Source organism: Spongiimicrobium salis, from assembly GCF_043678055.1.
GTDB classification, from domain to species: Bacteria; Bacteroidota; Bacteroidia; order Flavobacteriales; family Flavobacteriaceae; genus Spongiimicrobium; species Spongiimicrobium salis.
This window is the reverse complement of record NZ_JBHEQA010000004.1, coordinates 186,649-213,039: the sequence shown is the minus strand read 5'-3', so window position 1 is coordinate 213,039 and position 26,391 is coordinate 186,649. Positions and strand designations below refer to the sequence as shown.

The 26,391-nt window shown below is 39.2% G+C and carries 24 protein-coding genes; 10 read left to right on the top strand and 14 right to left on the bottom strand.

Translation table 11 applies throughout. From position 1 onward, the window contains the following. Positions 1-7: 7 nt before the first annotated feature. From ACEXOE_RS18175 to ACEXOE_RS18165, 3 genes are all read right to left on the bottom strand, one after another. A complete protein-coding gene (locus tag ACEXOE_RS18175) occupies positions 8-1,036 on the bottom strand; it encodes a rod shape-determining protein (RefSeq protein WP_394750272.1) in 1,029 nt (342 codons plus the stop codon). 54 nt (positions 1,037-1,090) lie between these two features. Beyond that, positions 1,091-2,623 (bottom strand): bifunctional phosphoribosylaminoimidazolecarboxamide formyltransferase/IMP cyclohydrolase, encoded by a 1,533-nt coding sequence (gene purH / locus ACEXOE_RS18170; protein ID WP_394750271.1) that lies wholly within the window; start codon positions 2,621-2,623, stop codon positions 1,091-1,093. 87 nt (positions 2,624-2,710) lie between these two features. Next, positions 2,711-3,163, bottom strand: coding sequence for a GAF domain-containing protein (locus tag ACEXOE_RS18165; RefSeq protein ID WP_394750406.1), 453 nt, complete (start codon positions 3,161-3,163; stop codon positions 2,711-2,713). 201 nt (positions 3,164-3,364) lie between these two features. Between ACEXOE_RS18165 and ACEXOE_RS18160 the strand changes: the two genes are divergently transcribed. Both ACEXOE_RS18160 and ACEXOE_RS18155 read left to right on the top strand, forming a co-directional pair. Then, positions 3,365-3,802 (top strand): hypothetical protein, encoded by a 438-nt coding sequence (locus ACEXOE_RS18160; protein ID WP_394750270.1) that lies wholly within the window; start codon positions 3,365-3,367, stop codon positions 3,800-3,802. Continuing rightward, positions 3,802-4,014 (top strand): helix-turn-helix transcriptional regulator, encoded by a 213-nt coding sequence (locus ACEXOE_RS18155; RefSeq protein ID WP_394750269.1) that lies wholly within the window; start codon positions 3,802-3,804, stop codon positions 4,012-4,014. The genes ACEXOE_RS18160 and ACEXOE_RS18155 overlap by 1 nt, the downstream gene beginning before the upstream one ends. A gap of 67 nt (positions 4,015-4,081) precedes the next feature. Here ACEXOE_RS18155 and ACEXOE_RS18150 read toward each other — a convergent pair whose 3' ends face one another. The 11 genes from ACEXOE_RS18150 to miaB form a co-directional block, all read right to left on the bottom strand. Beyond that, positions 4,082-4,774 (bottom strand): TapB family protein, encoded by a 693-nt coding sequence (locus ACEXOE_RS18150; RefSeq protein WP_394750268.1) that lies wholly within the window; start codon positions 4,772-4,774, stop codon positions 4,082-4,084. Next, complete coding sequence (locus ACEXOE_RS18145; RefSeq protein ID WP_394750267.1) at positions 4,774-6,009, bottom strand: OmpA family protein; 1,236 nt, start codon at positions 6,007-6,009, stop codon at positions 4,774-4,776. Before ACEXOE_RS18145 ends, ACEXOE_RS18150 begins: the two co-directional genes overlap by 1 nt. A gap of 127 nt (positions 6,010-6,136) precedes the next feature. Continuing rightward, on the bottom strand, positions 6,137-6,892 hold the full coding sequence (locus ACEXOE_RS18140) for a LytR/AlgR family response regulator transcription factor (RefSeq protein ID WP_394750266.1): 756 nt from the start codon (positions 6,890-6,892) through the stop codon (positions 6,137-6,139). A gap of 14 nt (positions 6,893-6,906) precedes the next feature. Further along, a complete protein-coding gene (locus ACEXOE_RS18135; protein ID WP_394750265.1) occupies positions 6,907-8,703 on the bottom strand; it encodes a tetratricopeptide repeat-containing sensor histidine kinase in 1,797 nt (598 codons plus the stop codon). A gap of 312 nt (positions 8,704-9,015) precedes the next feature. Next, positions 9,016-10,650 (bottom strand): chaperonin GroEL, encoded by a 1,635-nt coding sequence (groL, locus tag ACEXOE_RS18130; protein WP_394750264.1) that lies wholly within the window; start codon positions 10,648-10,650, stop codon positions 9,016-9,018. Positions 10,651-10,716: 66 nt separating this feature from the next. Further along, positions 10,717-10,995 (bottom strand): co-chaperone GroES, encoded by a 279-nt coding sequence (locus ACEXOE_RS18125; RefSeq protein ID WP_394750263.1) that lies wholly within the window; start codon positions 10,993-10,995, stop codon positions 10,717-10,719. Between the two features lie 173 nt (positions 10,996-11,168). After that, on the bottom strand, positions 11,169-11,525 hold the full coding sequence (gene secG / locus ACEXOE_RS18120) for a preprotein translocase subunit SecG (RefSeq protein WP_394750262.1): 357 nt from the start codon (positions 11,523-11,525) through the stop codon (positions 11,169-11,171). A 5-nt stretch (positions 11,526-11,530) separates the two neighbouring features. After that, positions 11,531-12,463 (bottom strand): hypothetical protein, encoded by a 933-nt coding sequence (locus ACEXOE_RS18115; protein WP_394750261.1) that lies wholly within the window; start codon positions 12,461-12,463, stop codon positions 11,531-11,533. A gap of 7 nt (positions 12,464-12,470) precedes the next feature. Further along, entirely contained in the window at positions 12,471-12,998 is a 528-nt protein-coding gene (lptE, locus tag ACEXOE_RS18110) for an LPS assembly lipoprotein LptE (RefSeq protein WP_394750260.1), read from the bottom strand. 1 nt (position 12,999) lies between these two features. Next, on the bottom strand, positions 13,000-14,277 hold the full coding sequence (locus tag ACEXOE_RS18105; RefSeq protein WP_394750259.1) for a sigma-54 interaction domain-containing protein: 1,278 nt from the start codon (positions 14,275-14,277) through the stop codon (positions 13,000-13,002). A 2-nt stretch (positions 14,278-14,279) separates the two neighbouring features. Beyond that, a complete protein-coding gene (gene miaB / locus ACEXOE_RS18100) occupies positions 14,280-15,731 on the bottom strand; it encodes a tRNA (N6-isopentenyl adenosine(37)-C2)-methylthiotransferase MiaB (RefSeq protein WP_394750258.1) in 1,452 nt (483 codons plus the stop codon). Positions 15,732-15,876: 145 nt separating this feature from the next. On the opposite strand from miaB, the gene ACEXOE_RS18095 reads away from it, so the two are divergent. The 8 genes from ACEXOE_RS18095 (at position 15,877) to porM (ending at position 26,381) form a co-directional block, all read left to right on the top strand. Beyond that, positions 15,877-16,632, top strand: coding sequence for a hypothetical protein (locus tag ACEXOE_RS18095; RefSeq protein ID WP_394750257.1), 756 nt, complete (start codon positions 15,877-15,879; stop codon positions 16,630-16,632). A 69-nt stretch (positions 16,633-16,701) separates the two neighbouring features. Then, positions 16,702-17,970, top strand: coding sequence for an LVIVD repeat-containing protein (locus ACEXOE_RS18090; RefSeq protein WP_394750256.1), 1,269 nt, complete (start codon positions 16,702-16,704; stop codon positions 17,968-17,970). Positions 17,971-18,065: 95 nt separating this feature from the next. Then, positions 18,066-18,728 (top strand): class I SAM-dependent methyltransferase, encoded by a 663-nt coding sequence (locus ACEXOE_RS18085; RefSeq protein ID WP_394750255.1) that lies wholly within the window; start codon positions 18,066-18,068, stop codon positions 18,726-18,728. 182 nt (positions 18,729-18,910) lie between these two features. Next, a complete protein-coding gene (gene topA / locus ACEXOE_RS18080; RefSeq protein ID WP_394750254.1) occupies positions 18,911-21,406 on the top strand; it encodes a type I DNA topoisomerase in 2,496 nt (831 codons plus the stop codon). Between the two features lie 2 nt (positions 21,407-21,408). Next, positions 21,409-22,566: a formimidoylglutamase gene (locus ACEXOE_RS18075; protein WP_394750253.1), complete on the top strand. Its 1,158-nt coding sequence runs from the start codon at positions 21,409-21,411 to the stop codon at positions 22,564-22,566. 113 nt (positions 22,567-22,679) lie between these two features. Further along, positions 22,680-24,035, top strand: a complete 1,356-nt coding sequence (porK, locus tag ACEXOE_RS18070) for a T9SS ring complex lipoprotein PorK/GldK (RefSeq protein ID WP_394750252.1) — start codon at positions 22,680-22,682, stop codon at positions 24,033-24,035. Positions 24,036-24,109: 74 nt separating this feature from the next. Next, positions 24,110-24,760, top strand: coding sequence for a type IX secretion system motor protein PorL/GldL (gene porL, locus ACEXOE_RS18065; protein WP_394750251.1), 651 nt, complete (start codon positions 24,110-24,112; stop codon positions 24,758-24,760). 52 nt (positions 24,761-24,812) lie between these two features. Continuing rightward, positions 24,813-26,381, top strand: a complete 1,569-nt coding sequence (porM, locus tag ACEXOE_RS18060) for a type IX secretion system motor protein PorM/GldM (RefSeq protein WP_394750250.1) — start codon at positions 24,813-24,815, stop codon at positions 26,379-26,381. The last annotated feature ends 10 nt before the right edge of the window (positions 26,382-26,391 follow it).

The window sequence follows — 26,391 nt, the reverse complement described above, 5'->3', positions numbered from 1 at the left end:
ATGTGATCTATTTGATCAATATACTCTTGTACCGATCTAAATTTTTTAATGAAATTCCTGTTCCACGCACTACTGCCCTTAAGGGATCTTCTGCAATATACACCGGTAAATCTGTCTTTTGCGATAACCTTCGGTCCAAGCCGCGTAACATCGATCCGCCTCCTGCAAGATAAATTCCGGTATTATAGATGTCAGCCGCAAGTTCTGGTGGTGTTTGTGAAAGGGTTTCCATCACCGCATCTTCTACTCTTAAGATGGACTTGTCCAAGGCTTTGGCGATTTCCCTAAATGAAATCTGTACCTGTTTTGGTTTTCCTGTCAATAAATCCCTTCCCTGTACAGACATTTCATCTGGTGGGTCCTGTAAATCCTCAGTAGCAGAACCTATTTGGATTTTAATATTTTCAGCAGTACTTTCCCCAACGTAGAGGTTGTGTTGTGTACGCATGTAATAAATAATATCATTGGTGAAAACATCTCCCGCAATTTTTACCGATTTATCACAAACAATACCTCCTAAAGCGATAACGGCAATTTCAGTTGTTCCACCACCGATATCAACAATCATATTTCCTTTTGGCTGCATAATATCTAATCCAATACCAATGGCAGCGGCCATAGGTTCATGAATCAAATACACTTCTTTCCCGTTCACGCGTTCTGCAGACTCCTTTACCGCTCGCATTTCAACCTCAGTAATCCCCGACGGAATACATATCACCATCCGCAATGCGGGAGGAAACCATTTTTTCTTTAAGGCCGGAATGTTTTTAATGAACATATTGATCATCTTTTCAGAAGCATCAAAATCGGCAATAACCCCATCTTTTAGGGGGCGAATGGTCTTTATATTTTCATGGGTTTTTCCTTGCATCATGTTGGCTTCTTTGCCAACGGCGATAATCTTTCCACTAATTCGGTCTCTTGCTACTATGGAAGGACTATCTACTACTACTTTGTCTAAATGTATGATCAGTGTATTGGCGGTACCTAGATCAATGGCTATTTCTTCTGTTAAGAAATCAAAAAATCCCATATATATTCGTTTGATTTTCGATTAAAAGTAAACTTTATCGGTAAAAGTAGCAAATTAATGCTTAAAATGGCGTGTGCCGGTCATGACCATGGCTACCCCATTTTCGTTACAATAATCAATACTTAATTGGTCCTTAATAGAACCTCCGGGTTGTATAACGCTGGTTATACCACTTTTATGCGCAATTTCTACACAATCTGGGAAAGGAAAAAAGGCATCACTGGCCATTACAGCTCCTTCTAGATTGAATTTGAAGGAGTTAGCTTTGTGGATGGCCTGATTTAAAGCATCAACTCTTGAGGTTTGACCTGTACCACTGGCGCATAATTGTTTGTTTTTTGCCAATACAATGGTATTACTTTTAGTGTGTTTGCACAATTTTGAGGCAAAAAGCAAATCTTCCAATTCTCTTTCGGATGGTGTTTTTGTTGTTGTATTTTTAAGGTCTTCCAAAGCATCTGTTTTGGCATCTTTATCCTGTACAAGAATACCGTTTAAACAGGTGCGAACTGAACTTTGGGGAAGCGGGGTATCTTTTAAGGTCAAAAGAATACGATTCTTTTTCCCTTTAAGAATTTCCAAGGCCTCCTCACTAAAGCCAGGAGCTATGACAACTTCACAGAACAACTTGTGGATTTCTTCAGCGGTAGCCACATCAATAGCCGTATTACTGATGAGTACCCCGCCAAAAGCAGATACGGGATCCCCTGCAAGTGCATCAACATAGGCTTGATGAATTGTAGATCGTGTGGCCAAACCACAGGCATTATTGTGTTTTAATATGGCAAAAGTAGGATCGTCCTCTTTGAATTCTAAAATCAGGTTCACTGCGGCATCAACATCCAAAAGATTGTTGTACGAAAGTGCCTTTCCATGGAGTTTGTCAAAAATAGCATCAAAATCCCCGAAGAATACTCCTTTTTGATGGGGGTTTTCCCCATAACGCAGAACTTGTCCCCGGGTTTCACTTATTTTTAAAACAGTTTCTTCTTGGGCCGCATTAAAATAGTTGAATATTGCGGCATCATAATGGGAAGAAACATTAAAGGATTTTGTGGCAAAGCGTTTGCGATCTTCCAATGTTGTACTTCCATCTCCGGTACTGATCAATTCCAGCACTTCATCATAATCTTCCATAGAAGAAACACAGAGTACATCTTTATAGTTTTTAGCTGCGGCACGAATCAAAGAAATGCCACCAATATCAATTTTTTCGATAATGTCCTGTTCTGAAGCTCCACTGGCTACAGTTTTTTCAAAAGGATATAGATCAACAATGACGATATCCAATTGTGGAATGTCAAATTCCTGCAATTGTGCAACATCACTTTCATTGTCCTGTCGGTTTAAGATTCCACCGAATACTTTGGGGTGCAAGGTTTTTACCCGCCCTCCAAGAATAGAAGGGTAACTGGTAACCTCCTCAACGGGCACAACATTGATTCCTAGGTCTTTAATGAATTTTTCGGTTCCTCCGGTAGAATATAGCGTAACTCCGAGGGCATCTAATTTTTGAACAATAGGGGCTAAACCATCTTTGTGAAAAACTGAGATTAGGGCTGAAGTTGCTTTTTTGGTGGTGCTCATCTGATATACATATAGTTAATAAGCACACAAAAGTAATTTTTTTGAACGTAAAACGATAACTGGTTTATCAACAAAACCGTTAAAGTTTTAAAGAATCTCAGCTACTTTTTCATTTACAAATTCCAAAAAGCGTTCGTCTTCTTCTGAAAAGGGATCTGCAACGTTGGAATCAATGTCTATCTGACCGATATTTTCACCATTCACAAATAGGGGAACCACAATTTCTGATTTCACATCAATGCTACAGGCAATGTAATTGTCCTGTGCCGCAACATCGGGCACTACAAAATTTTCATTGGATACCGCCACCTGTCCACAAATCCCTTTTCCAAAAGGAATAATCACATGATCGGTGGGAAGGCCGGCATAGGGACCCAGTTTTAGCTCATTTTTATCTCCGTTTTTAAAATAAAACCCCACCCAATTGTAGTACGGTACCGAAGCCTTTAAGAGGTCGCAAATTTGTTGTAGACGAGTATCAATATCTACATTTGGAGTGTCTAATATCGCTGTGATTTTAGGGCGCAATTCCTGAAGCATTATCTTTTTTTTACAAAGGTATTCAATGCCCGCCAAATCACAAAATACGACCAGAATACGCAAAATTAAAAAGGGGATACAAAAATCTGAGATATCATTTTTTAAATTCAAAAATGTAAAGTATATTTGTCATATTGTAAGTTTAACTTTCCTTAATAACAAGTTTATATCGTTGTTTAGGATAGTCTTAAAACTAAGATTATGGAATCTAAATCATCGATGATTTCTGACGAGAGAAGTATTGATAAACTAAAGAAATACCAGTTGCCCAATAAAGCAAAAAAGATAGGATGGCTAATTTGTGGTATTGCATTTATTGCTCTTTTCTTGACGGACAAGGATACCAACTATAAATTGGTTGCAAAATATTCCTTATTGATAGGTCTGTTGATTGTTTCTATTTCTCGGGAAAAAATTGAAGACGAGTTGATAAAAAACTTGAGAATGCATTCCTTTACTTTTGCCTTTATTTTTGCCGTATTCATCGCAATTACCAATCCTTTACTTTCTTATCTGGCAAATTTTGTTTTTAGTGAAAAACAAGGAGTATTTGACGGTATTGGGGATTGGATGATACTTTGGTTATTGCTGAGTGTGCAGATATTCTATTTCGAATATTTAAAAAGACTACATAATTAATGAAGAATAGACTTAAAATAGAAAGAGCCATATTGAATATGACTCAAGAAGAATTGGCAAATAAAATTGGGGTATCACGTCAAACTATTAATTCTATTGAAAAAAACAGATATATTCCTTCAACCGTACTATCATTAAAATTATCTATGGTGTTTCAAAAACCGGTGAATGATTTCTTTGAATTGGAAGAAACAGAAATTAGTGCTACTTAAGCTTGTTTACACTGACTATGGAAGCATAATAATTTTTTGCCTCTAATATATTTATTCTTCTAACCTTCTATTTAATTGCCGTCAATTCATGATACCCCAATAATTTTCCTCTCTTATTATAAGATTCGGATTTTACCACAGCCTTATCTTCTTTATACCATTCTTTCCCAGATCCCCGAACCTTGATGATTCCAAATTTTGACTCAAAATCAAAAGTCACCACTTGGCAATCAAAAGTTCCGGCACTTGTCGTAATGGTTTCATTGGGAAGAATTTTGCGATTGAAAATAGTAAAGGTCATGGTCACCACAGTAAAATCGTTGGCATTAACCTTAATATTGATATTGCCATCTTCCAACACCTCTCCCGCTTGCATGTTTACCGGAAAATAAAGTACATCCCCATCTATTATAAGTTCGATATCTTTTTGGTCATGCTCTGCTAATTTTCCCATATCAAAGAAGCGCAGCATATCCATATAAAAAAGGCCATTTTTACAGCCTGCCGCATACTCTGTGGTAAATTGTTCTTGCCCTTTAGCATTAAACAATGTTGCTTTTATGGCCGCAATTAGACTACCTTCCTCTTCTGTTATTTCCAAAGTTTCATGTACAGAAGTGCTCTCTACTTTACCCTTTTTGGTATAATCGGTATAGGTCAGTTTTGCACCTTTTTTAAGAAAGACGGCAGCATTGCATTCTTGTGCATAGGCTTGAGTGCCTATAAGGAGAACTAGAATAAGGTATAGTATTTTTTTCATTAGGCGCTTTTTAAAATAAATTCAACACGTCGGTTATTTGCTTTTTCCTCAGGAGTGCTGTTTGCATTTAGAGGTTCACTTTCACCCTTTCCATCTGTGCTCAGGCGTTCTTCTTGGATGCCATTGTTGATCAAAGCCTGTTTCACCGCTTCTGCTCGCTTTTTGGATAAGGCTAAATTAACGGCAGTTTCACCATCAGTATCGGTATGTCCCACAATTTCAAAACGCCAATCCTTATTATCGGTCATCATATCTGTTAATTTGGTGATGATTCCGTAGGATTCAGGTTTTAGTGTGGCCTTTGCCGTATCGAAAAGAATACCTTGGGTACTGTATTTTCCATCGGCCAGGATGCGTTTGTACATTTGCCCGCCTCCATGGGCAATCCTTATGTTTTTAATGGCTACCTGTACAGGCTCATCCGTATCGGTATGTCCATCAAAATCAATGGCAATAATGTCTGGTACAATGGTAAGTTTTGGAAGGTTGATGATTCTTTTGTCGTCATAGTACATTTTGAATTTTCCTTTATGATAGGAAAGCGCCAAATGATGCCATGCGTTGAGTGGACCCAATGGCGTTTTTTCTATTTGGAAATTATACGATTCAACATGACCGTTGGTTACGGCATGCCTTAAATTAAAGCTGACATCAGGGTTGGAACCCGCATCATACCTATCTGCCGTGAGGTACAAATTATAATCTGCCCATGAATTATTGTTTTCTTTGGAAACATGATCAACATAAATGTCAAATTCCACGGTGAATTCATCCGAGAGGTAATTCTTTTCTTTGAATAATGGGATAACCCTATTGCTGTATTTTGCGGTGCCAATGATAACTTTTTCCCCATTGAAACGTGCTACTTCCGCACCTCCCTTGACCAAATCCCATCTGGAAGGAAATTCCCCGACTTCTTCGGTCAATAAATCATCGTAAAAAATAACCTTCTCTCCGGGGATGAATTTATAATTTCTCCAAATTTCCTCGGAAGCCCCATCTGTTACCTTTGCTTCTTTCCCATTGGTAACGGGCTTTGTTTTTTTGGATTCCTCTTTTTTCTTTTGCTCCTCTTCTTTTTTATTGGGGTTGAGTACTTCGTTGATTTTTTTATCCGCTTTTTCCGCGACTCTTTTTTCTGCTTTTTTCTTGATTTTTTTCCAAATCTGGGCTTCTGCGGTTTGAAAACCCATGGTTAAGAATGTCACACAGAGGATTGCTGTAATTTTTTTCATGATGCAGTTGTTTTATGCTGGTTACTTTGCAATAACCATACTAAAATACTGCACCCTCTTCTCAGATTGAGGAGCAATTAGAATTTGAGATAAAGCGTTTAGAATTCATATGGTTGCACCTAGAATTTTAAAATAGGGCATCGAGGAAGTCAGATAGAATTTTCTTTCTACTATGGGAAACGGGAAGGGAGGCGCCCTGAATACACTGTACGGTATCATTCTTTTTATCGAAGGATTGAATATGGTTCAGATTGATCAAATAGCTTTGATGTATCCTAAAAAACTGATGTTTTCCTAATTTGTCTTCAAAGGATTTCAGTGTCTTTGAAACCATAATTTTTCGCCCATCCATGATGTGGAAGGAAGAGTAATTATTGTCTGATTGCACATATAGAATGTCATTTATATTTACAATATGCGTTGCCTCTAAATTTTTCAGCACCATTTTCTTTTCTTGTGTGCTTGCATTGAAATTGTGAAAGAAAACCTGGAGTTGTTCCTGATAGTTTTCCTTCTGGGTTTCAAGAATTACTTTCTGTACGGCGGCGATAAGTTCATTAGGGGTATAAGGTTTTAGCAGATAGTCCAATGCACTAAATTTAAAAGCTTCTACCGCGTAGGTGTCAAAAGAGGTAGTAAATACAATTTTAAAGTCAATACTACTCAGGTTTTTCAATAAAGAGAAGGCATTGCCATCGGCCAGATTGATATCCAATATCACAAAATCGGGCTGTAGGAGTGGCAATTGTGCAGCTCCATCCTTTATGCTTGTAAGGTGTTCCAACAGTGTTATTTGTGGGAAATGCTGTTGTATAATGTCTTGAGCAAGGCCTGCAGCGGCAGGGTCATCTTCAATAATAAGACATTTAAGTTGATTTTCCATAGGGTTAAAGATACCTACAATTTTTTGTGTCGCACAGGAAAAGTCAATAGGACCACGGTTCCTTCTTTCTTTGGATTCAGATCAATGCTGCACAGATAGTTATAGGTCTTTTTAAGGTTTTGTACCCGTTCATGGAGAATGTCCATGCTCATGGACCGATGTAATTGATTGGCGTTATTTGAACCATTATTGGAGAATCCAGATCCATTGTCAGCAATAGACACGCTCAGGGAATCCCCAGTGTAGGTATAGTCAATTTTTATGACGCCATCTTCAAGTTCTTTAATGCCATGCAACAAAGCATTTTCCACAAAGGGTTGTGTAAACATGGGGGGAATCAATACGATATCCGTATCAATTTCTGGATCTATGGAAATATGATGCTCAAAGGGTTTTGTTGCGCCTAATTTTTGAAGATCCATATAATCGGTCAGGGCATCGATATCTTCTTGAAGTGTGATGAAATCTTGATCGGAACTCTCTAGGATGGAACGCATTAATTTACTGAAACTACCCAGGTAGCCAACAGATTCTTCTTTCTTGTTCTGATAAATAAAAGCCTGTATGCTATTTAAGGCATGAAATAAAAAATGTGGATTTAATTGCGTTTGTAACAGGCGCTGCTGAATTCTAGCCGTTTGTAATGACTGTTTGGTCTTCTGGTTTTGATACCAAATGATACCTAAAATAATGATGAGAAGTGCAAAAAGTCCAGATACCCAAAGAAAATTGCTTTGCTCTTCTAATTTTAGGGTATTTAACTCATCTTTGGTCTGCAATAAATCAATTTCTTGTTGTTTCTTTTCGGATTCATGCTGCGCTGTTAATTCTGCTACCCGAGCCTGTTGCCTAGCCGTATTTACCGAATCTTTTAAAATGCTATGCTGATTGGCATAAGAAAGTGCTTTGGCAATATTTCCCAATCCTTCATGAGCTTGACGTAAATTATTTAATACCAGGATTTTTAAATCAGGATTTATTTTTTTGGGAATTTTTTCAAAATGTAGTAGTGCCTCTTGATGTTGCCCTTGCTTTAAATGGGCATATCCCATATTATTTCGCAGAATATCGGTATTTTGTTGTAAAGTTTCTTTAATGGCCAAGCCTTTGCGCCCATAGTCAATGGAGGTAGTATAACTACCTTCTTCCAAATAAAAATTGCACAAGTTGGAATAAATATGCCCAAGGTAGCGTTGTGCATTGCTTTCTACCGCCAATTTTTCTGCTTTTTGAGAAGTGAGGATGGCTTGTCCCAATTCGTTGTTGGCGTATTGTGCATTTGCCAAATTGGTCAAGATTTGCATGCTAAGGAAATTGTCCTTGCGGGCATATGCCAATGCTTTGTCCAAATATTGGATGGCTTTTTGGGGATTGCCCAACCTAGCATTTAAACTTCCGATATTGGTATAGACCTTAGCTAGACTGATGGTATCTTTTAGAAGTTCAAAAAAGTCCGCCCCCTGTAAATAATGTGTGATCGCCTTTTCATATTCTTGTTTATAATTAAAGATATTGCCTAGGTTCTGATAGCTTCGGGCCAGATTGATCGAATCTATTTGGGGATCTTCCAAACCTTCTCGAATTAGTTTTTCCGCATCGTCAAATTCTCTTTGATTGATAAGAATTCCGGATTTCTGCAGGCGGACCTTGGCGATAAGTGTATGGTTTCCCGTTTCTTCGGAAAACGTACGGGCGAGATTGGAATAAAAGAGGGCACTGTCCAGATTTGATCTAAAAAATAAACCAGAGATTTCAAGACTTATTTCTGTTTTTTCGGTGGCATCCGAGCTACGCTCCAATGTTGTTTTCAAGGATGGAATGTCTTGGGAGAATAGGAGGGATGTATTCCATAAAAACAACTGCATTATACAAAGGCATAATACGAAGGGTCTTGAAGCGAAAATGCTATTTTTATAGGGAAAAAGCCTAAGGAATGACATGGTAAAGGTTATCTGTGTAGCTAAAATAGTCTATTTTCTTTTTTTAAAGTAGTTGGTGGGAGAGAAACTAAAATGACCAATACGCTTTACAGAAAGTAGTAAGCTGAATCTCTGCGGATTGGTTTGAAGAAATAAAAAAACCGCTTCCTAGGAAGCGGTTTTTATGCGGATATAAAATTGAGATTACATCATACCTGGCATACCTCCACCCATTGGTGGACCTGCTGGCATTGGATTTTCCTCTTTAATATCAATTAAGGCACATTCCGTAGTCAAAATCATTCCAGAAACTGAAGCTGCATTTTCCAAAGCTACTCGAGTTACTTTTTTAGGATCAATGATTCCTGCTTTTAGCATGTCTACATAAGTTTCTGATTTTGCATCGAAACCAAAATCGCCTTTGCCGTCCAATACTTTGGCGACTACAACAGATCCTTCACCACCTGCATTGGCAACAATAGTACGTAAAGGCGATTCAATAGCTCTCGCTACAATCTGTAAACCAGTTTCTTCATCGGCATTTTCCGCTTTTATTTTGGAAAGGGCCGATTTTGCACGGATCAAGGCTACACCACCTCCGGCAACAATACCTTCTTCAACCGCAGCTCTTGTAGAATGCAATGCATCGTCTACACGATCTTTCTTTTCTTTCATTTCTACTTCAGAAGCGGCACCTACATAGAGTACGGCAACTCCTCCGGACAATTTGGCCAAACGTTCTTGTAGTTTTTCCTTATCGTAATCTGAAGTCGTAGAAGCAATTTGGGATTTAATTTGATTTACCCTAGTCTTAATATCTTTTGCTTTTCCCGATCCATTGACAATGGTCGTATTGTCCTTGTCTATGGCAATCTTCTCACAAGTTCCCAACATATCTATGGTGGCATTGTCCAAAGAGAACCCTCTTTCTTCAGAAATCACGGTTCCTCCGGTCAATATAGCGATATCTTCCAACATGGCTTTTCTTCGGTCTCCAAAACCTGGGGCTTTGACTGCGGCAATTTTTAAAGATCCCCGTAGTTTATTGACCACTAAAGTAGCTAATGCTTCACCATCTACATCTTCGGCAATGATTACTAGTGGTTTTCCACTTTGTGCAACCGGCTCCAAAACAGGTAGTAAATCCTTCATGGAAGAGATTTTCTTGTCAAATAGCAAGATGTAAGGATTGTCTAGATCGGCAATCATTTTTTCAGAATCGGTAACGAAATAAGGAGATAAGTATCCTCTATCAAACTGCATTCCTTCAACAACATCCACATACGTGTCTGTTCCCTTAGCTTCTTCTACGGTAATGACACCTTCTTTACCTACTTTTCCAAAAGCTTGTGCGATCAATTCTCCAATAGTTTCATCATTATTGGCAGAAATTGAAGCAACTTGTTTTATCTTCTCGGAAGAATCTCCTACTTTTTTGGATTGCTTGGACAAGTTGGCGATCAAAGCCTCAACCGCTTTGTCGATTCCTCTTTTAAGGTCCATTGGGTTTGCACCGGCGGCAACGTTCTTTAATCCTTCTTTTACGATAGCCTGTGCCAAAACGGTAGCTGTAGTGGTTCCGTCTCCGGCAAGATCATTGGTTTTGGAAGCAACTTCTTTTACCATTTGTGCGCCCATATTTTCCAACTCATCGACCAATTCTATTTCCTTTGCCACGGAAACCCCATCTTTTGTAACGGCAGGAGCTCCGAATGACTTGCTGATGATCACGTTTCTTCCTTTAGGACCTAAGGTTACTTTTACTGCATTGGCCAATGCATCTACACCTCTTCGTAGGCCATCACGTGCTTCAATATCAAATTTTATATCTTTTGCCATAATTTGTGAATTTTATTGTGCCTCTTGCGAAAGCAAGAGCTTTTTTGATTTGTTTTATTACTGCTTTTAGATGATTGCTAAAATGTCACTTTCGCGCATCATTAGATAATCTCCACCTTCTAATTTTAATTCTGTTCCAGCATACTTTCCATAAAGTACAGTATCTCCAACCTTAACGGTAATCTGCTCATCTTTGGTTCCAGGACCTACGGCAACTACTTTGCCTTTTTGTGGTTTTTCCTTGGCAGTATCCGGAATATAGATACCCGAAGCCGTTTTTGTTTCCGCAGCCATAGGTTCTATAAGTACCCTGTCCGCTAATGGTTTGATGTTTACTTTAGCCATAATACTATGAATGTTTAAGACCTACCTGTTGAGGTCGATTGATTAATTTTTGAAATTCTTCCTTATGTTAGGCAGAAACTATGCCATTGGCATAAAACTGACACTTTGTTAAAACAAAAATGCCAGCTTGTCATTTCGGCTGGCATTTTGAATTCTTATAATGTTGTATAAACTTACTGAATCGTGTCCAACGGACTTGCTTCATCAGCAGCAGGAGTGCTATCCGGTAATACTTCCTCTACCTCTGCAGGAGCACTATCACCTTGTAATAATTTAGAGTCACTTTCGCTAAAATTCCCTTTTAGTGCCACATTGGACAATAAAATAAGAACAATAAGAAATGTTGCTAAAACCCATGTACTTTTATCTAAAAAGTCGCCGGTTTTCTTTACCCCTCCAATAACTTGGTTTCCACCTCCACCAAATGAAGAAGAAAGTCCTCCTCCTTTAGGGTTCTGTACCATAATCACCAAAACCAATAGGAGTGCAACAATGATGATGAGGATTAAAAATATTGTAAACGTACTCATTATAACTATGTATTTTCTTTTTGTATTTTTTCCACCGCCTTAATTCGGTCTGCAAAGAAACCACTTTTTTCTGGATATTTCAAACTTAAAATTTTGTAGGCCTGTATTGCTTTTTTGTACTTTTTTTGTTCGAGATATACTTTGGCCAAAGTCTGCGTCATCAATTCATTTTTATTAATTTTTGAAGAAGCTTTGATGGGAACTTTTGGCGCCGAGCTATCAGAGGGAATAATTTTAGGATTCTCATTGATGAACTTATCGATCAATTCAAATTTTTTCTTTCGTAAAACGGCTTCTTCCAATGGAAAATCCATAGATGGGGGCGGTTCTTTTTCTGTTGCGGTTTCCTTTGGAGAACTGCGGTTAATGGACTTTACAGAAGTAAGTTGAAGCCATTGCGCAAAGGAGTATTTTTCATTTTTGGTAAAAGAGACCGGAGCGTCTTGCCCTATTTCCGATTCACTTTTTTTTTTAGCCTCGGCAATCGATTTATCAATGGCGGGGTCCTTTGATTTAAAGAGGGTGGGATCCAGAATCTGTTCCGCATCACCAATATTTTGAGGGAGAGGGTTGTCTTCCGATCCCTCGATCATCGTGGTGTCTACTTCTTTATCCGTCAAAACTTCTTCCGCAATGGTTTCCGTATCGGCCAAAGCCGTGGTCTTTCCTCCAATGGTATCCGCAATCGTGTTTTGTAAAAAATCTTTTGAAGTGATGAAATCAAAAAGAATCTCACGATCCGTGGTGTATGCTGCTGTAATTTTAAGGGCATTGTTGTATTTAAAACTATTTAAATTTCGCAAGCCCTTAAGGTGAATTGCCCTAGCCGCTTGGAAATAGGGATACTCTTCCAAAATATCCTCCAATTGCTTCGCTTGTACCGGGGAGTTAACCTTTTCAGGATGTTGTAAGAGATATGTGAAATCCGCTACATTCATAATAGGATTACCAGTTTGCTAGAGAGGCGTTAAAGATATCTTGCGTTAAACGTTCAAAAATAGCATCATGCGCTTCGCTTCGTATCGCATCTACTTGTGTGTTTGCATCAAAATCGAAAAAGAAAGAGAACCTACGTTCAAAATCAACATCTTCCTTGGTCTTGTTGAAGAAACGAACATTGACGGCCATGGTCAATCGGTTTTGGTTGGCGGTCTGTTGTGCAGTGGCCGACATCGGCGCAATGCGGTATTCTACAATTTCCCCTTCGTAAATAAGATCTCCATCGCTACCTTTTAAGCTCAAGCTTGTCTGGTTGTTAATGGTCTCCTGTACCGCTTGGGTAAAATCCCTGTCCAGCCCTGGTTCAAAAACAGAGCCAGGGCTCTGCGCTGCAAGATTCTGGAAGAAATTTACCGTAAACGTTTCGGCATCTCCTTGATCTCCTCCAGTCTGGTTATAGGTGACTCCTTTTAGTCCGCAAGACTGCAGACTTAGTACACATAGCATTATAATAATGGATGCTGTTTTTTTCATATTACAAATCGTACTGTTTAATTTTTCGATATAGGGTGCGTTCCGAGATGCCCAATTCAGAAGCGGCAGCCTTTCGTTTGCCACGATTGCGTTCCAAGGATTTTTTAATCAATTCTATTTCCTTATCCTGTAAAGATAGGGTTTCTTCCTCTTCTATTTCTTCGGCAAAATGATACTTGTCTTCTTGGGGTATTGTTGTGGGTATACTAGGCGTATCCGGAATAGGTTCTGGAAGTTGTAATACTTCCATGGAAGGGGAGTGGGTTTCCTCAGTAACTTCTTCTCCGTTCTTGCCGTAAATTTTTCGAATGAGGTTTTCGTTTTCTTCCTGCACCTTTTCCGTATCGTTGGATTTTAATAATTCCAAGGTCAGCTTTTTAAGATCGTTAAGATCCCCTTTCATATCAAACAGGACCTTGTAGAGAATTTCACGCTCATTGCTGAAATCACCTTCATTTTTCTTGGAATCAATGACCGCCGGCAAATTGGTGCTGCTTGCATTGGGCAGATATCCATTCAATACATTTAGGGATATGGTCCTTTCTTTTTCCAATACAGAGATTTGTTCGGCAATATTCCGCAATTGCCTAATGTTTCCTGGCCAACGGTATTGTTGCAACAGCTGTATGGCGCCATCATCCAAGCGTATCGTGGGCATTTTGTATTTTTGACCGAAATCCGATGCAAATTTGCGAAAGAGTAAATGAATATCCCCTTGCCGTTCCCGAAGTGGGGGGATTACAATTTCTACAGTACTCAAACGATAATATAAATCTTCTCTAAATTTTCCTTTTTTGATAGCATCGAAAAGTTGCACATTTGTAGCTGCTACAATGCGGACATCTGTTTTCTGTACCTGGGAAGATCCTACTTTTAAAAACTCCCCATTTTCAAGAATACGCAATAAACGGACTTGGGTGGTCAAAGGCAATTCCCCAACTTCATCCAAAAAAATGGTCCCTCCGTTGGCCACTTCAAAATACCCGCTTCGTGTAGAAGTAGCTCCCGTAAAAGCCCCTTTTTCATGACCAAAAAGTTCACTGTCTATGGTTCCTTCCGGAATGGCGCCACAGTTCACGGCAATATACTTGGCGTGTTTTCTGTGGGAAAGTGAGTGAATGATTTTTGGCATTGCTTCCTTTCCTACCCCGCTTTCCCCCGTAACCAAAACAGAAATATCTGTTGGAGCTACCTGTATGGCTTTCTCAATAGAACGATTGAGTTTAATATCGTTTCCGATAATCTCATAACGTTGTTTTATGGCTTGTATAGATTCCAATATTATAAGGTGTTAATATTAGCATATCCCCGGGCTTCACCGATCAAGGTACCCGAAGTACAGTCTGTAATTTCTACCATGACAAACTCTCCAAGTTGGTACTGTTCCTTGGGAAACACAACAACCGTATTTTGGGAATTTCTTCCTTTCCAATGTTTGTCCGACTTTTTGGAAGTCCCGTCAATGAGAACTTCTTGTGTTTTTCCAACAAATTGTTGAATTCTATAAAGGCCATGTTCACGTTGCAGCGCAATGACTTCTTTTAGACGTCTGGATTTTACTACCTCTGGAACATCATCTTTTAATTTTCTCGCAGCCATGGTGCCGGGCCTTTCGGAATAGGCATACATATAACCAAAATCATATTTTACGTATTCCATGAGCGATAAAGTGTCTTGATGGTCTTCTTCGGTTTCTGTGGGGAAACCGGAAATCATGTCATGTGAAATGGCACAATCCGGGATAATCTCACGGATATGGTCAATAAGTTTAAAATATTCCTCTCGAGTGTGGAGGCGATTCATTTCTTTTAAAATACGATCACTACCACTCTGCACAGGCAAATGTATAGACTTGCAAATGTTGTCGTATTTCGCCATGGTATGGATAACATCCATGGTCATGTCTTGAGGATTGGAGGTCGAAAAACGAATGCGCATTTTAGGTTGTGCCAGAGCAGTCATTTCCAATAATTTTGAAAAATTTGTTGCCGTTGCCTTTTGTATGGCCGAGGCTTTGTCGAAATCCTTTTTCAACCCTCCGCCATACCATAGATAACTATCCACATTTTGCCCTAACAGTGTAATTTCTTTATAGCCTTTGTTCCAAAGTTCATTGACTTCTTCTATAATGGATTGAGGATCTCTGCTTCGTTCACGGCCTCGCGTAAAGGGAACTACGCAAAAGGTGCACATATTGTCGCACCCTCGGGTAATAGAGACAAAAGCACTGATGCCATTACTGTTCAAGCGTACAGGTGCAATATCGCCATAGGTTTCCTCTTTGGATAAAATGACATTGACCGCGTTTCTTCCTTCATCCACTTCCTTGATGAGATTCGGAAGATCTTTATATGCATCAGGGCCAACTACCATGTCCACTATCTTTTCTTCCTCTAAAAGCTGAGTTTTTAGGCGCTCTGCCATACATCCCAAAACGCCTACTTTGAGATGGGGCCGATTTCTTTTTACCGCATTGAATTTCTCCAGGCGCTTTCTAACAGTTAACTCTGCCTTTTCTCTAATGGAACAAGTATTGACCAGGACCAAATCTGCTTCTTCCAATTTTTGTGTAGTATTAAAACCTTGCTCCGATAAAATAGAAGCCACGATTTCACTGTCCGAAAAATTCATGGCACAACCATAACTCTCTATATAAAGTTTTCTATCGTTGTTTTTATTTTCACGGATTGAAAGGGAACTGCCCTGTACAGCTTCATCTATGGTTTTTTCCATTGGCTTGAATATTCAATGTATATTTGGTACTGACGAACTACAAAGATAGTACGAAACCTTAAAACTGTGACAATATGACAGTTTATTTTAATACTATTTTAGCGTTGCCGCCGTTTCGGTACTACCTTGAATAACCAACATTAAAATGAAGTTGACTACTTTAGAAGAACAGATTAACACAAAGGCTTCTCTGGATTTTGGAGCCATTTTTAACAACTCTATTGAATTATTCAAAAAGGTTTGGGTACAAGGATTTATTGTGCTCCTTCTTACCTTTATATGTATACTCCCTTGCTATCTGTTGTTTTATTCCCCCGTATTGACCGGGATTATTGTAGATCCGGAAATGTTGCGTCATGAAGAGCCCAACCTCATAGTGTTGATTTCTACATTTACCATGTTTCCGATTATAATGGTGCTGTTTTCTGCCATTATATTGTTGCTAAATGCCGGGTTTCTCAGAATATGTGCCCGTGTGGACAAAAACCTTGAAGGCAGCGATGATTACTTTTATTATTTCAAACGGCGTTATTTTGGAAAAGCCCTTGTGCTGTCCCTTGTGATTATCGGAATCTCCATTTTGGGGATGCTGCTTTGTTTCATTGGGGCATTCTATGTAATGGTCCCTATAGCATTGATACCTGCATTCTTTACTTTTAATGAAGATTTGACGCCTATTGAAATGGTGAAAGCAAGTTTTGTTTTGGGAAATAAAAATTGGGGTGTAATTTTTGGCATGTTGATCGTCATGGGTTTTTTGGCCCAATTAGGGATACTATTATGCGGTATTGGAGTGTTGTTCACAGCAATGCTGGCCAAAGTACCTATATACTATATGTATAAAGATGGTGTTGGTTTTCCTACTTCCAACAATACGGAGGATACCTACTTGGTGAAATAATACAACTTTTAACGCAACGGATTGTGTTTGTGGATATCTAATAGTAAAATACCACACAAACAAACTGTTATGAAGACAAAACCTATACTATTGATGATGGTCATCGCCTTGATGACATTTTCCTGTACCGATAATGAAGCCTTTAGAGATGTTATCGTTGCAAAACCATTGACAATTAAAAAATCGACACTGAAAGGAGAAGTGACTGTGATTGCTCCCACCGAAATTAAGACTTCGGGGAAAATATATGCCTACAAGAACTATGTCTTTGTCAATGATTTGTTTGAGGGTATTCATGTTATTGACAATACCATCCCCGCCGCTCCTCAAAAAATTGCCTTTATTGAAATAGCAGGAAATGTAGATATCTCTATTAAAGATGATTTTTTATATGCAGATAATCTAACCGATCTGATTGTTTTGGATATTTCGGATATTCAAAATATTCAGACGGTGAACCGTTTGGAAAATGTCTTGGAAGGAAATTTTTGGGCTTTGCCCGAAGTGAATTTTCAAACTCCCGTACAGGCAGATTTCTTCGATTATTCAGGAGTAGATTTTGAAAATGATGTCATCATAGGTTGGGAAACCCGAGTGGAACGCAGACCTGTTGAAGAAGTCAATGCCTTTTTCGATAATGCCGAGGGTGATATCGCAGCTCCCGCCATTGCAGATAATCCTTCAACCGTGGGACAAGGAGGCTCGCTGGCCCGTTTCGTTATTGCCAAAAATCATCTCTATGCGGTAGGAAGCCATACGATCAGTACTTTTGATATTGAAAATTTGGAAGCGCCCCAAGCCAAAGAGCAAGTGTACGCAGGTTTTGATATAGAGACGATTTTCAATCGTGGGGAACACCTCTTTTTAGGGAGTCAAAGAGGAATGTATATTTATGATATTTCTTCTCCGGCAACTCCGACCTTTGTGTCGGAATTTCAACATGGTACGGCTTGCGATCCCGTGGTGGTCGATGGAGACTACGCTTATGTTACCCTCAGAGGAGGAAACAATTGTGGCGCTACGGAAAGCGGATTATTTATTGTAGACATTTCGGATATCACACAACCTACCTTAAAAACCTCGTACCCCATGGATAGTCCCTATGGTTTGGGGATACGCGATGAAAAGGTATTTGTTTGCGATGGTGCATCGGGCCTTAAAGTCTATGATAAAACCGACGTTGAAAACCTATTGCTCTTAGATCATTTTGAAAACATTGACACCTTTGATGTTATTCCTAGAAGCGAATCTTTGTTGATGATAGGTGCTGGAATTTTATATCAATACCGTTATCTGGAGAATACCATTGAATTGATTAGTGAGTTGCCTCTTCAGTAGAAAAGAAGTATTGCATAGAAGTAAAAGGATGGCCCTTATTTTGTTTTCGCTCCCTAATTATGGATTTTTATGTGAACAAAAACAGCAAGCCTTGTATGTCCCAAAATCATAAAAAGAAAAGATGGCCCACAAAAAAGGTCATGTCCCAGATCTATGAAAAAAAATTCTGGGGAGGGGCCAACTTTGATTTTTATTCGGGAATAGGCTCCCATGATCCCCAGATTACGGAGCCCTACATTGATGCCCTTAAGAAAATCCTTCAAAGTTTCCCCCAAAAACTTTCGGTCTGTGACCTGGGCTGTGGCGATTTTAATGTTGGCCGTGCCTTAGTGCCCTATGCTGCTACCTATATAGGAATAGATATTGTTCCCGATCTTATTGATCGAAATAGAGCCCTATTTCAAAAACCAAATCTGGAATTTCATTGCCTGGACATTGTGAAGGACGAATGGCCAAAAACAGATTTGGTAATGATACGTCAGGTAATGCAGCATCTAAGCAATGTAGAAATACTAGCTTTGGTAGGGAAATTAAAACATATTCCTTTTATAGTAGTAACGGAACATTTGCCTATTGGCTCGTTTGTGCCTAATAAAGATCTGATTACGGGGCAGGGTATCCGGTTGAAAAAGAAGAGCGGCGTAGATCTAATGCAAGCTCCTTTTCATTTAGGGGCAAAAAATACCCAAAAAATATTGACGGTACCTTATCTCAAAAATCAAGGGGAAATTGTAACCACCTTATATCAAAACTTTTAATGTTTTTGTCCTGAGAACTTGTGTTTTCAGCTGTTGTTTGTCACATATTTTAAAATGGGTAAAGTATGCTTCAACAGTTGCTTTTTGTAGAGCGACTCCCATTCTTTTCTAGCTATTCTGGGACGGATTATCAATTTAAATAAAAAAATTCATATACTTTTGTACCACCAAATAACTCATGAATGGCAAAAAATTTAGTAATTGTAGAGTCACCTGCAAAGGCAAAAACAATCGAAAAGTTTTTAGGAAAAGATTTTAAAGTGGAGTCCAGTTTTGGGCATATTGCCGATTTACCGTCGAAAGAATTGGGTGTAGATGTGGATAATGATTTTCAGCCTAAATATATCGTTGATAAGGATAAGGCCGCCTTGGTAAAGAAATTGAAAGACTTATCCAAAAAAGCGGAAATGATCTGGCTCGCGAGTGATGAGGACCGGGAGGGAGAGGCTATTTCTTGGCACTTAGCGGAAGAATTGGGACTGGACAAGAATAAAACCAGACGCATTGTTTTTAACTCCATTACAAAATCGGCCATTCAAAAAGCCATTGAGAATCCAAGGGAAATCAACTATAATTTGGTCAACGCCCAACAAGCGAGAAGGGTATTGGACCGGTTGGTAGGGTATCAGTTATCCCCAGTATTATGGAAAAAAATAAAACCGGGACTTTCCGCAGGTAGGGTGCAATCCGTGGCCGTTCGCTTAATTGTGGAGCGGGAACGCAGTATAGAAGGTTTTACTCCAGTGGCATCTTATAGGGTCGCTGCAGAATTCAAAACTCAAAATGGAAGCGCTTTTAAAGCCAAACTGAATAAGACATTTAGTACAAAAAAAGAGGCTGAAGCCTTCTTACAAAAGAATTTGGGGGCAGATTTTTCAGTGGCCAGTCTAGATAAAAAGCCTGCAAAAAAATCCCCTTCTGCACCGTTTACAACTTCGACCTTACAACAGGAAGCGTCTAGAAAATTATATTTTTCAGTAGGACGAACCATGCAAGTAGCACAGCGACTATATGAAGCGGGACTTATTACCTATATGAGAACAGATAGCGTAAATCTTTCCAATGAAGCCCTTAATGCTGCAAAGAATGTGATTACCGATAATTATGGGGAATCCTATAGCACAGTTCGAAATTTTACTGGGAAATCCAAAGGCGCGCAGGAAGCCCACGAAGCCATACGTCCTACGGATCTGGGAAGACAATCCGTAGCCCTGGAACGAGATCAGTCTAAATTGTACGAGCTTATTTGGAAACGAACCATTGCCTCTCAAATGAGCGATGCGCAATTGGAACGTACGAATGTAAAAATAAAAGCCAGTTCCCATGGGGAAGAATTTACGGCCAATGGGGAGGTTATAAAATTTGACGGTTTCCTAAAGGTGTATTTGGAAGGAATGGACGATGAAGACCTTGTGGAAGAACAAGAGGGGATGCTTCCTGCCATGCAGGTCAACGATCCATTACAGAATATATATATTACCGCTACGGAACGCTTCTCCAGAGCCCCTTATAGATTTACCGAAGCTTCCTTGGTAAAGAAATTGGAAGAGTTGGGTATTGGTAGACCGTCTACCTATGCCCCTACCATATCTACTATTCAGAATAGGGGATATGTAGAAAAAGGTACCGTTGAAGGAACCGAACGAAACTATGTGCAATTGGTATTGGAAGCCAATACGGTTACCGAGAAGAAGCTCTCGGAAATGGTAGGTTCGGACAAAGGGAAATTGGTTCCCACAGATATAGGAATGATTGTAAACGACTTTTTAGTGAATCATTTCAGCACCATTTTAGATTATAACTTTACCGCCAAGGTAGAGGAAGATTTTGATGAAATTGCTACAGGAGACGAGGATTGGAAAAAAGTAATGAAAACCTTTTATAAGGATTTCCATCCTACCGTACTCGATGTAGAGGAAAATGCCGATCGGGCCAGTGGAGAGCGGGTTTTAGGCGTGGATCCAAAATCGGGAAGACAGCTTTCTGTGCGTTTGGGAAGATTTGGGCCTATGGTACAAATAGGAACCGTGGAGGAAGAAGAAAAGCCGTTGTTTGCCAGTTTATTACCGGACCAATCCCTAAATACCATCACCTTTGAAGAAGCTATGGACCTCTTTAAACTTCCTAGAAAGTTAGGGATGTTCGAAGGGGAAGAAATTGAGGCTAATGTGGGAAGGTTTGGACCTTATGTAAAATTTGGAAAGAAATTTGTTTCCATGGGGAAAGATGAAAATGCCATGGACATTAGCTTGGAACGGGCCATAGAACTCATCAAGGAAAAGCAAAAAGCAGATGCCCCTATCACTACCTATGAAAACAAGGATGTGACAAAGGGCACAGGTCGTTTTGGACCCTTTATCAAATGGGACGGAATGTTTATCAATGTCAATAAAAAATATGATTTTGACAACCTTTCCCAAGCCGATATCGAAGAATTGATAGAGGCCAAAAAACAAAAGGAAATTGAAAAACTAATACAGGAATGGCCCGAAGAAGGCATTCGTATTGAGAAGGCAAGATGGGGAAGGCACAATATTATTAAGGGAAAAATCAAAGTAGAACTTTCCAAGGATATCGATCCTAAGAAGATTACCCTAAAACAAGCCCAAGAACATATTGAAAAGAAAACGCCAAAGAAAAAAACCAAAGCAAAAGCGAAAACAAAGGCTAAAAAATAATTATGGCATTTGATTTTTTAATACCTGTAGAAGATAAGGTATTGGCACATTGTGAATTGCTATCGCCCCATACACTTGGAAAAAACATAGCAAAGCACAGTCAAAAGCAAGGTTTGCCCGCCTATTCCAATGCTGCTGTGGCAATCATTGGAGTAAAGGAATCCCGGAATGCCTTTGAAAAAAAGATCACTCCTTTAGACACTTCCCGGATTCGCTTGGAACTGTATAAGTTAATGTTGGGCAATTGGGATGTCTCCATGGTCGATTTGGGCGATATTGAAGAGGGGAATACCGTTTTTGATACCTACTTTGTGGTCAAAGAGATCATAACGGCCTTGGTTCAAAAAAATGTTACTCCTATTATTATAGGAGCCACCCAGGATATTACCTACCCTACTTATAGGGCTTTTGATGGAATAAAGAACATGATCAATATGGTGGTGGTGGATAGTAAGTTCGATTTCGGGGATGCCGAGGAGCTTATTTCTTCCAATTCATATATGAGCAAGATCATAACGGATAAGCCCAACAACCTGTTTAATTTTTCAAATATTGGCTACCAGAGCTATTTCAACGCCCAGGAAGAAATAGATTTGATGGAACGTCTTTTTTTTGATGCGTATCGGCTTGGAGAAATTGCCTCAGATATTACTTTGGTAGAACCTGTATTGCGCAATGCCCATCTAGTGAGCATAGATGCCCGAGCCATAAAGGCGAGTGAGATGGGGATGCCCAATTCATTTTCGCCCAACGGATTCGACGGAAGGGAAATATGTGCCATCGCCCGCTATACTGGTTTAAGTGATCGTGTTTCCGTTTTTGGCATCTACGAAATTGAAAATACCGTTCAATCTTTTCAGCTTGTGGCCCAAATGATTTGGTATTTTATAGAGGGGTATAATTATAGGATACCAGAGTTTCCCTACGCCAATACGGATGATTTCACCAAGTTTATCGTTCCTATGGAAATGGAAGAATTGGTTTTTCATAAAAGTAATACTACAGAAAGGTGGTGGATAGAAGTGCCATCAATTTTAACTTCACATAATAAATCAAAATCACCAGCGTTATTACCATGCACGGAAAAGGATTATTTGGATGCATGTAACGAAAATATTCCTGAAAGGTGGTTCAAGGCCTACAAGAAAGGCTTTGTATGATTTAAATTATTAGTAAAAGGATGGGTTTTGTACAATAATCTATCCAAAATATAGTTTTAGAGAGTAGTAATAATGTTTACTGTTTATAATCTTAATCGAAATTTAACCAAAGTATGAAGAAGCTATTGTTATCATCTTTAGCATTTGTTTTTTTGCTCACAAGTTGTGGGTCCAAAACAAAGGGAGAACTAGTCGGCGCCCGAGGAAAAAAATGGTACCCGGAAAAACCCTACGGAATGGAACTTATTCCGCGTGGGGCTTTCATTATGGGTAAGAGTGAAGAGGATCAGGCCCAGGTTTTAAATGCTCCAACGAAAACAGTAACCGTGCGTTCTTTTTACATGGATGATACGGAAATCACCAATAGTGAGTATCGTCAGTTTGTGGAATGGGTCAAAGATTCCATTGCTAGAACGAAACTGGCCGATCTTGCCGATCAACTTGGTTTGACCGAGGAAGACGGAGGTATCGGAGAATATGCGTTCAAAGATAACGACACCACAAATATGTCGGTCTACGAAAAATACAGATTGGAGAACTATGCCGGGCTTGGAGATAATCCAAATGAAGGTAGAGCTTTGAATACGGATATAGATTTAATTTGGGATACTTCGGATTATCCAGACGAATACTATGCCGAAATTATGGACTCGCTTTACATTCCTGAAGAAGAATCCTACAACGGTCAGCGATCTATTGATGTTACCAAGTTGAAATACAAGTACAATTGGATGGATATCGAGGCCGCTGCCAGATCCAAAACAGGAAGAAGAAAAGATTTTATCCGTAAGGAAGAATTGGAAATCTACCCAGATACTACGGTATGGATCAAAGATTTTGAATATTCCTATAACGAACCCATGCACAATGATTACTTCTGGCACGATGCCTATAGTGATTATCCTGTAGTAGGTATTTCTTGGCAGCAAGCTAAGGCCTTCTGTAATTGGAGAACCAAGTTAAAGAACGATGATCAAAGAGATAGAGGCAGACAACCCGTAAACAGATTTAGATTGCCTACGGAGGCAGAATGGGAATATGCGGCCAGAGGAGGTATTGAAGGAGGAACGTATCCATGGGGTGGTCCTTACGTCATTAGCGATACAGGATGCTTTATGGCAAACTTTAAACCACAACGTGGGGATTATGCAGCAGATGCGGCCTTGTATACCGTAGAGGCGAAGTCCTATGAGCCTAACGACTACAACTTATATAATATGGCGGGGAATGTCTCAGAGTGGACAGACTCTAGTTACGATCCCAATTCTTACGAATATGTTTCTACCATGAATCCTAATGGCGGTGACGCCAACAACGCCAGAAAAGTGATTCGCGGAGGATCATGGAAAGACGTTGCGTATTTCTTACAAGTGAGCACAAGAGATTATGAATATAGGGATTCGGCCCGTAGTTATATTGGCTTTAGAACAGTACAGGATTACTTAGGTGAAGAAGATTCTACACAATAAGAAATCCTTTTTAAACAAGAATAAACTTTAACCAAATACTTATTTATTAATTTTAAACTTAAATTATCTTAATTATGGCACAGTCTAAAACAACAAAAAAATTATTTAACATGGCCTACGGGCTGGGAGCTTCGGTGGTAATTATCGGTGCACTTTTCAAAATTTTGCACTGGGAATTTGGACCGCTTAACGGAGGAGTTCTTTTGGCCTTTGGTCTTATTACAGAAGCCTTAATATTTGCTATTAGTGCATTTGAACCCGTAGAAGACGAATACGATTGGTCTTTGGTATATCCAGAATTGGCAGGAGCTGAATCTTCAGGAAGAAAGAATGAAGTAGCTGAAGCTGCTGAAGCTGAAGGATTATTGTCTAGAAAATTGGACGATTTATTGAAAGAAGCTAATATCGATGCTGGACTTATGGAAAGTTTAGGAGATAGTATCAGAAACTTTGAAGGTGCTGCTAAAGGTATCGCTCCTACAGTAGATGCTATGGACTCTACACGTAAGTACTCTGAAGAAATGGTTCAGGCAGCTGCTCAAATGGAATCTTTAAACAGTTTGTATAAAGTACAATTGGAAAGTGCAAGCAAGCAGGCTACTGTAAACGAAGAAGTTGTACAAAATGCAAGTGCATTGAAAGAGCAGATGGAATCTTTGGCTACTAACCTTTCTTCTTTGAATGGAGTTTATGGAGGTATGCTTTCTGCTATGAATAAAAGCTAATTTAATTAGTGCAACAAACCCAAATCAAATTATTAATATCTAATTAAATAACATGGCAGGAGGAAATTTATCACCACGGCAGAAAATGGTAAACCTAATGTACCTGGTTTTCATTGCGATGCTGGCCTTAAATATAGGAAAAGAGGTTCTAGCGGCGTTCGGATCTATGAACAGCAAACTAGAACAGTCTAATGCAAAGATTGTAGAAAACAACCAATTGGCTTTTAATGGGTTAGAAACCAAAAAGGAAGAAAACCCAGCAAAGTATGGAAAGCTTTATGACAAAGCGACCCAGATTAAAACAATGTCCGATGAGTTTTACCAATATTTGGAACAACTTAAAGTAGACATGCAAAAGGATGTTTCCGACAAGACGGATTATACCACCATGGACAAAAGTGATTTCTTAGATCAGAAGTTCTTTGGAGGTAACGGAATGAAGAAAGAAGGACAAGACTTCTTGAATAGAATTATCAATTACCGTACGCAAGTATCGGCTATTTTACCAGAAAATATGTCTGAAGTAAAGTCAGCTGTTGCCACGCGTTTTGAAACCGGAGATGAGGATAATAAAGTGAAGAACAGAGATGGAATCAAGGAAAACTGGTTGAATTACAACTTTGAAAGAGTTCCGTTGATCGCTTCTGTTACGAAGATTACCCAAATGCAAGCAGATATTAGAGCAACAGAACAAGATGCTTTAAAATCCATGTTGGAAGGAGAGTTGAGCAGTCAGATTTCTTTGAAAACATTTGCAACATCCTTAAAAGCTGAAAAATCTGCTTTCTATAGCGGAGATCGTTACAACGGAAAGATCATCATTAGTAAAACCGACAACTCTTCTACACCAGTTAGAGCTGAGTTGACTCTTGATGGTAGAAAACTGACCGAAGGTAAAGATTATGAAATTGAAGCTGGAGGCGTTAAGATGTTGGTATCTGCAGGAAGTGCAGGAGATCATGAGATTAAAGGACAGTTGTTCTTTAAGCAGGATGGAGAAGAAATCCCTGTAGATGTAAACAATTCTTTTGCGACCATCAATAAGCCAAATGCTGCTTTGATCGCTGCAGATAAGATGAACGTAGTGTATCGTGGTGTTTCTAACCCAATGTCTATCTCTATTCCTGGCATTGCAGACAACAAAGTAAAAGCTAGTGCTCCTGGTTTAACACCACGTGGTGGAAGCAAGTATGTAATGAATCCTGGAAAAGGAAGAACAGTTACGATTCAAGCTTCAGGTACTTTGCCTGATGGACAAGTAGTAAGTTCTAGATCTGAATTCCGAATCAAGGATATTCCAAGACCATCTGGTGCCATAAGTAAGCAGACTGGAAGTGTAAAATTACCAAGGAAAAACTTGGAAATTGGAACTATTTCTGCGGTATTGGAAGACTTTGATTTTGATTTGAATCTTGCAGTGACTGGATTTAAACTAAAAGTTCCTGGACAGCCAACTGTTGTGGTTAGTGGAAGTAGAATGAACGGTAAAGCTAAATCTGCCTTAAAGAGAGCGAAACGTGGTGATGCAGTACAGATATTTGATATTCAAGCTAGAATAGCAAATAATAAGAGTTACAAGTTGAAAAAAGTATCTCCTGTAGTTGTTGAGCTTACAAACTAATAGTAGAGTT

Excerpts from the sequence above, each read along its gene's own strand:
- ACEXOE_RS18085 (WP_394750255.1), top strand. The coding sequence starts at position 18,066 with ATGTCCCAAAATCATAAAAAGAAAAGATGGCCCACAAAAAAGGTCATG.
- ACEXOE_RS18090 (WP_394750256.1), top strand. The coding sequence starts at position 16,702 with ATGAAGACAAAACCTATACTATTGATGATGGTCATCGCCTTGATGACA.
- ACEXOE_RS18165 (WP_394750406.1), bottom strand. The coding sequence starts at position 3,163 with ATGCTTCAGGAATTGCGCCCTAAAATCACAGCGATATTAGACACTCCA.
- porK (WP_394750252.1), top strand. The coding sequence starts at position 22,680 with ATGAAGAAGCTATTGTTATCATCTTTAGCATTTGTTTTTTTGCTCACA.
- ACEXOE_RS18125 (WP_394750263.1), bottom strand. The coding sequence starts at position 10,995 with ATGGCTAAAGTAAACATCAAACCATTAGCGGACAGGGTACTTATAGAA.
- secG (WP_394750262.1), bottom strand. The coding sequence starts at position 11,525 with ATGAGTACGTTTACAATATTTTTAATCCTCATCATCATTGTTGCACTC.
- miaB (WP_394750258.1), bottom strand. The coding sequence starts at position 15,731 with ATGGAAAAAACCATAGATGAAGCTGTACAGGGCAGTTCCCTTTCAATC.
- porL (WP_394750251.1), top strand. The coding sequence starts at position 24,110 with ATGGCACAGTCTAAAACAACAAAAAAATTATTTAACATGGCCTACGGG.
- ACEXOE_RS18150 (WP_394750268.1), bottom strand. The coding sequence starts at position 4,774 with ATGAAAAAAATACTATACCTTATTCTAGTTCTCCTTATAGGCACTCAA.
- ACEXOE_RS18075 (WP_394750253.1), top strand. The coding sequence starts at position 21,409 with ATGGCATTTGATTTTTTAATACCTGTAGAAGATAAGGTATTGGCACAT.
- topA (WP_394750254.1), top strand. The coding sequence starts at position 18,911 with ATGGCAAAAAATTTAGTAATTGTAGAGTCACCTGCAAAGGCAAAAACA.
- ACEXOE_RS18095 (WP_394750257.1), top strand. The coding sequence starts at position 15,877 with ATGAAGTTGACTACTTTAGAAGAACAGATTAACACAAAGGCTTCTCTG.
- ACEXOE_RS18160 (WP_394750270.1), top strand. The coding sequence starts at position 3,365 with ATGGAATCTAAATCATCGATGATTTCTGACGAGAGAAGTATTGATAAA.
- ACEXOE_RS18175 (WP_394750272.1), bottom strand. The coding sequence starts at position 1,036 with ATGGGATTTTTTGATTTCTTAACAGAAGAAATAGCCATTGATCTAGGT.
- porM (WP_394750250.1), top strand. The coding sequence starts at position 24,813 with ATGGCAGGAGGAAATTTATCACCACGGCAGAAAATGGTAAACCTAATG.
- ACEXOE_RS18145 (WP_394750267.1), bottom strand. The coding sequence starts at position 6,009 with ATGAAAAAAATTACAGCAATCCTCTGTGTGACATTCTTAACCATGGGT.
- ACEXOE_RS18155 (WP_394750269.1), top strand. The coding sequence starts at position 3,802 with ATGAAGAATAGACTTAAAATAGAAAGAGCCATATTGAATATGACTCAA.
- ACEXOE_RS18115 (WP_394750261.1), bottom strand. The coding sequence starts at position 12,463 with ATGAATGTAGCGGATTTCACATATCTCTTACAACATCCTGAAAAGGTT.
- lptE (WP_394750260.1), bottom strand. The coding sequence starts at position 12,998 with ATGAAAAAAACAGCATCCATTATTATAATGCTATGTGTACTAAGTCTG.
- groL (WP_394750264.1), bottom strand. The coding sequence starts at position 10,650 with ATGGCAAAAGATATAAAATTTGATATTGAAGCACGTGATGGCCTACGA.
- ACEXOE_RS18140 (WP_394750266.1), bottom strand. The coding sequence starts at position 6,892 with ATGGAAAATCAACTTAAATGTCTTATTATTGAAGATGACCCTGCCGCT.
- purH (WP_394750271.1), bottom strand. The coding sequence starts at position 2,623 with ATGAGCACCACCAAAAAAGCAACTTCAGCCCTAATCTCAGTTTTTCAC.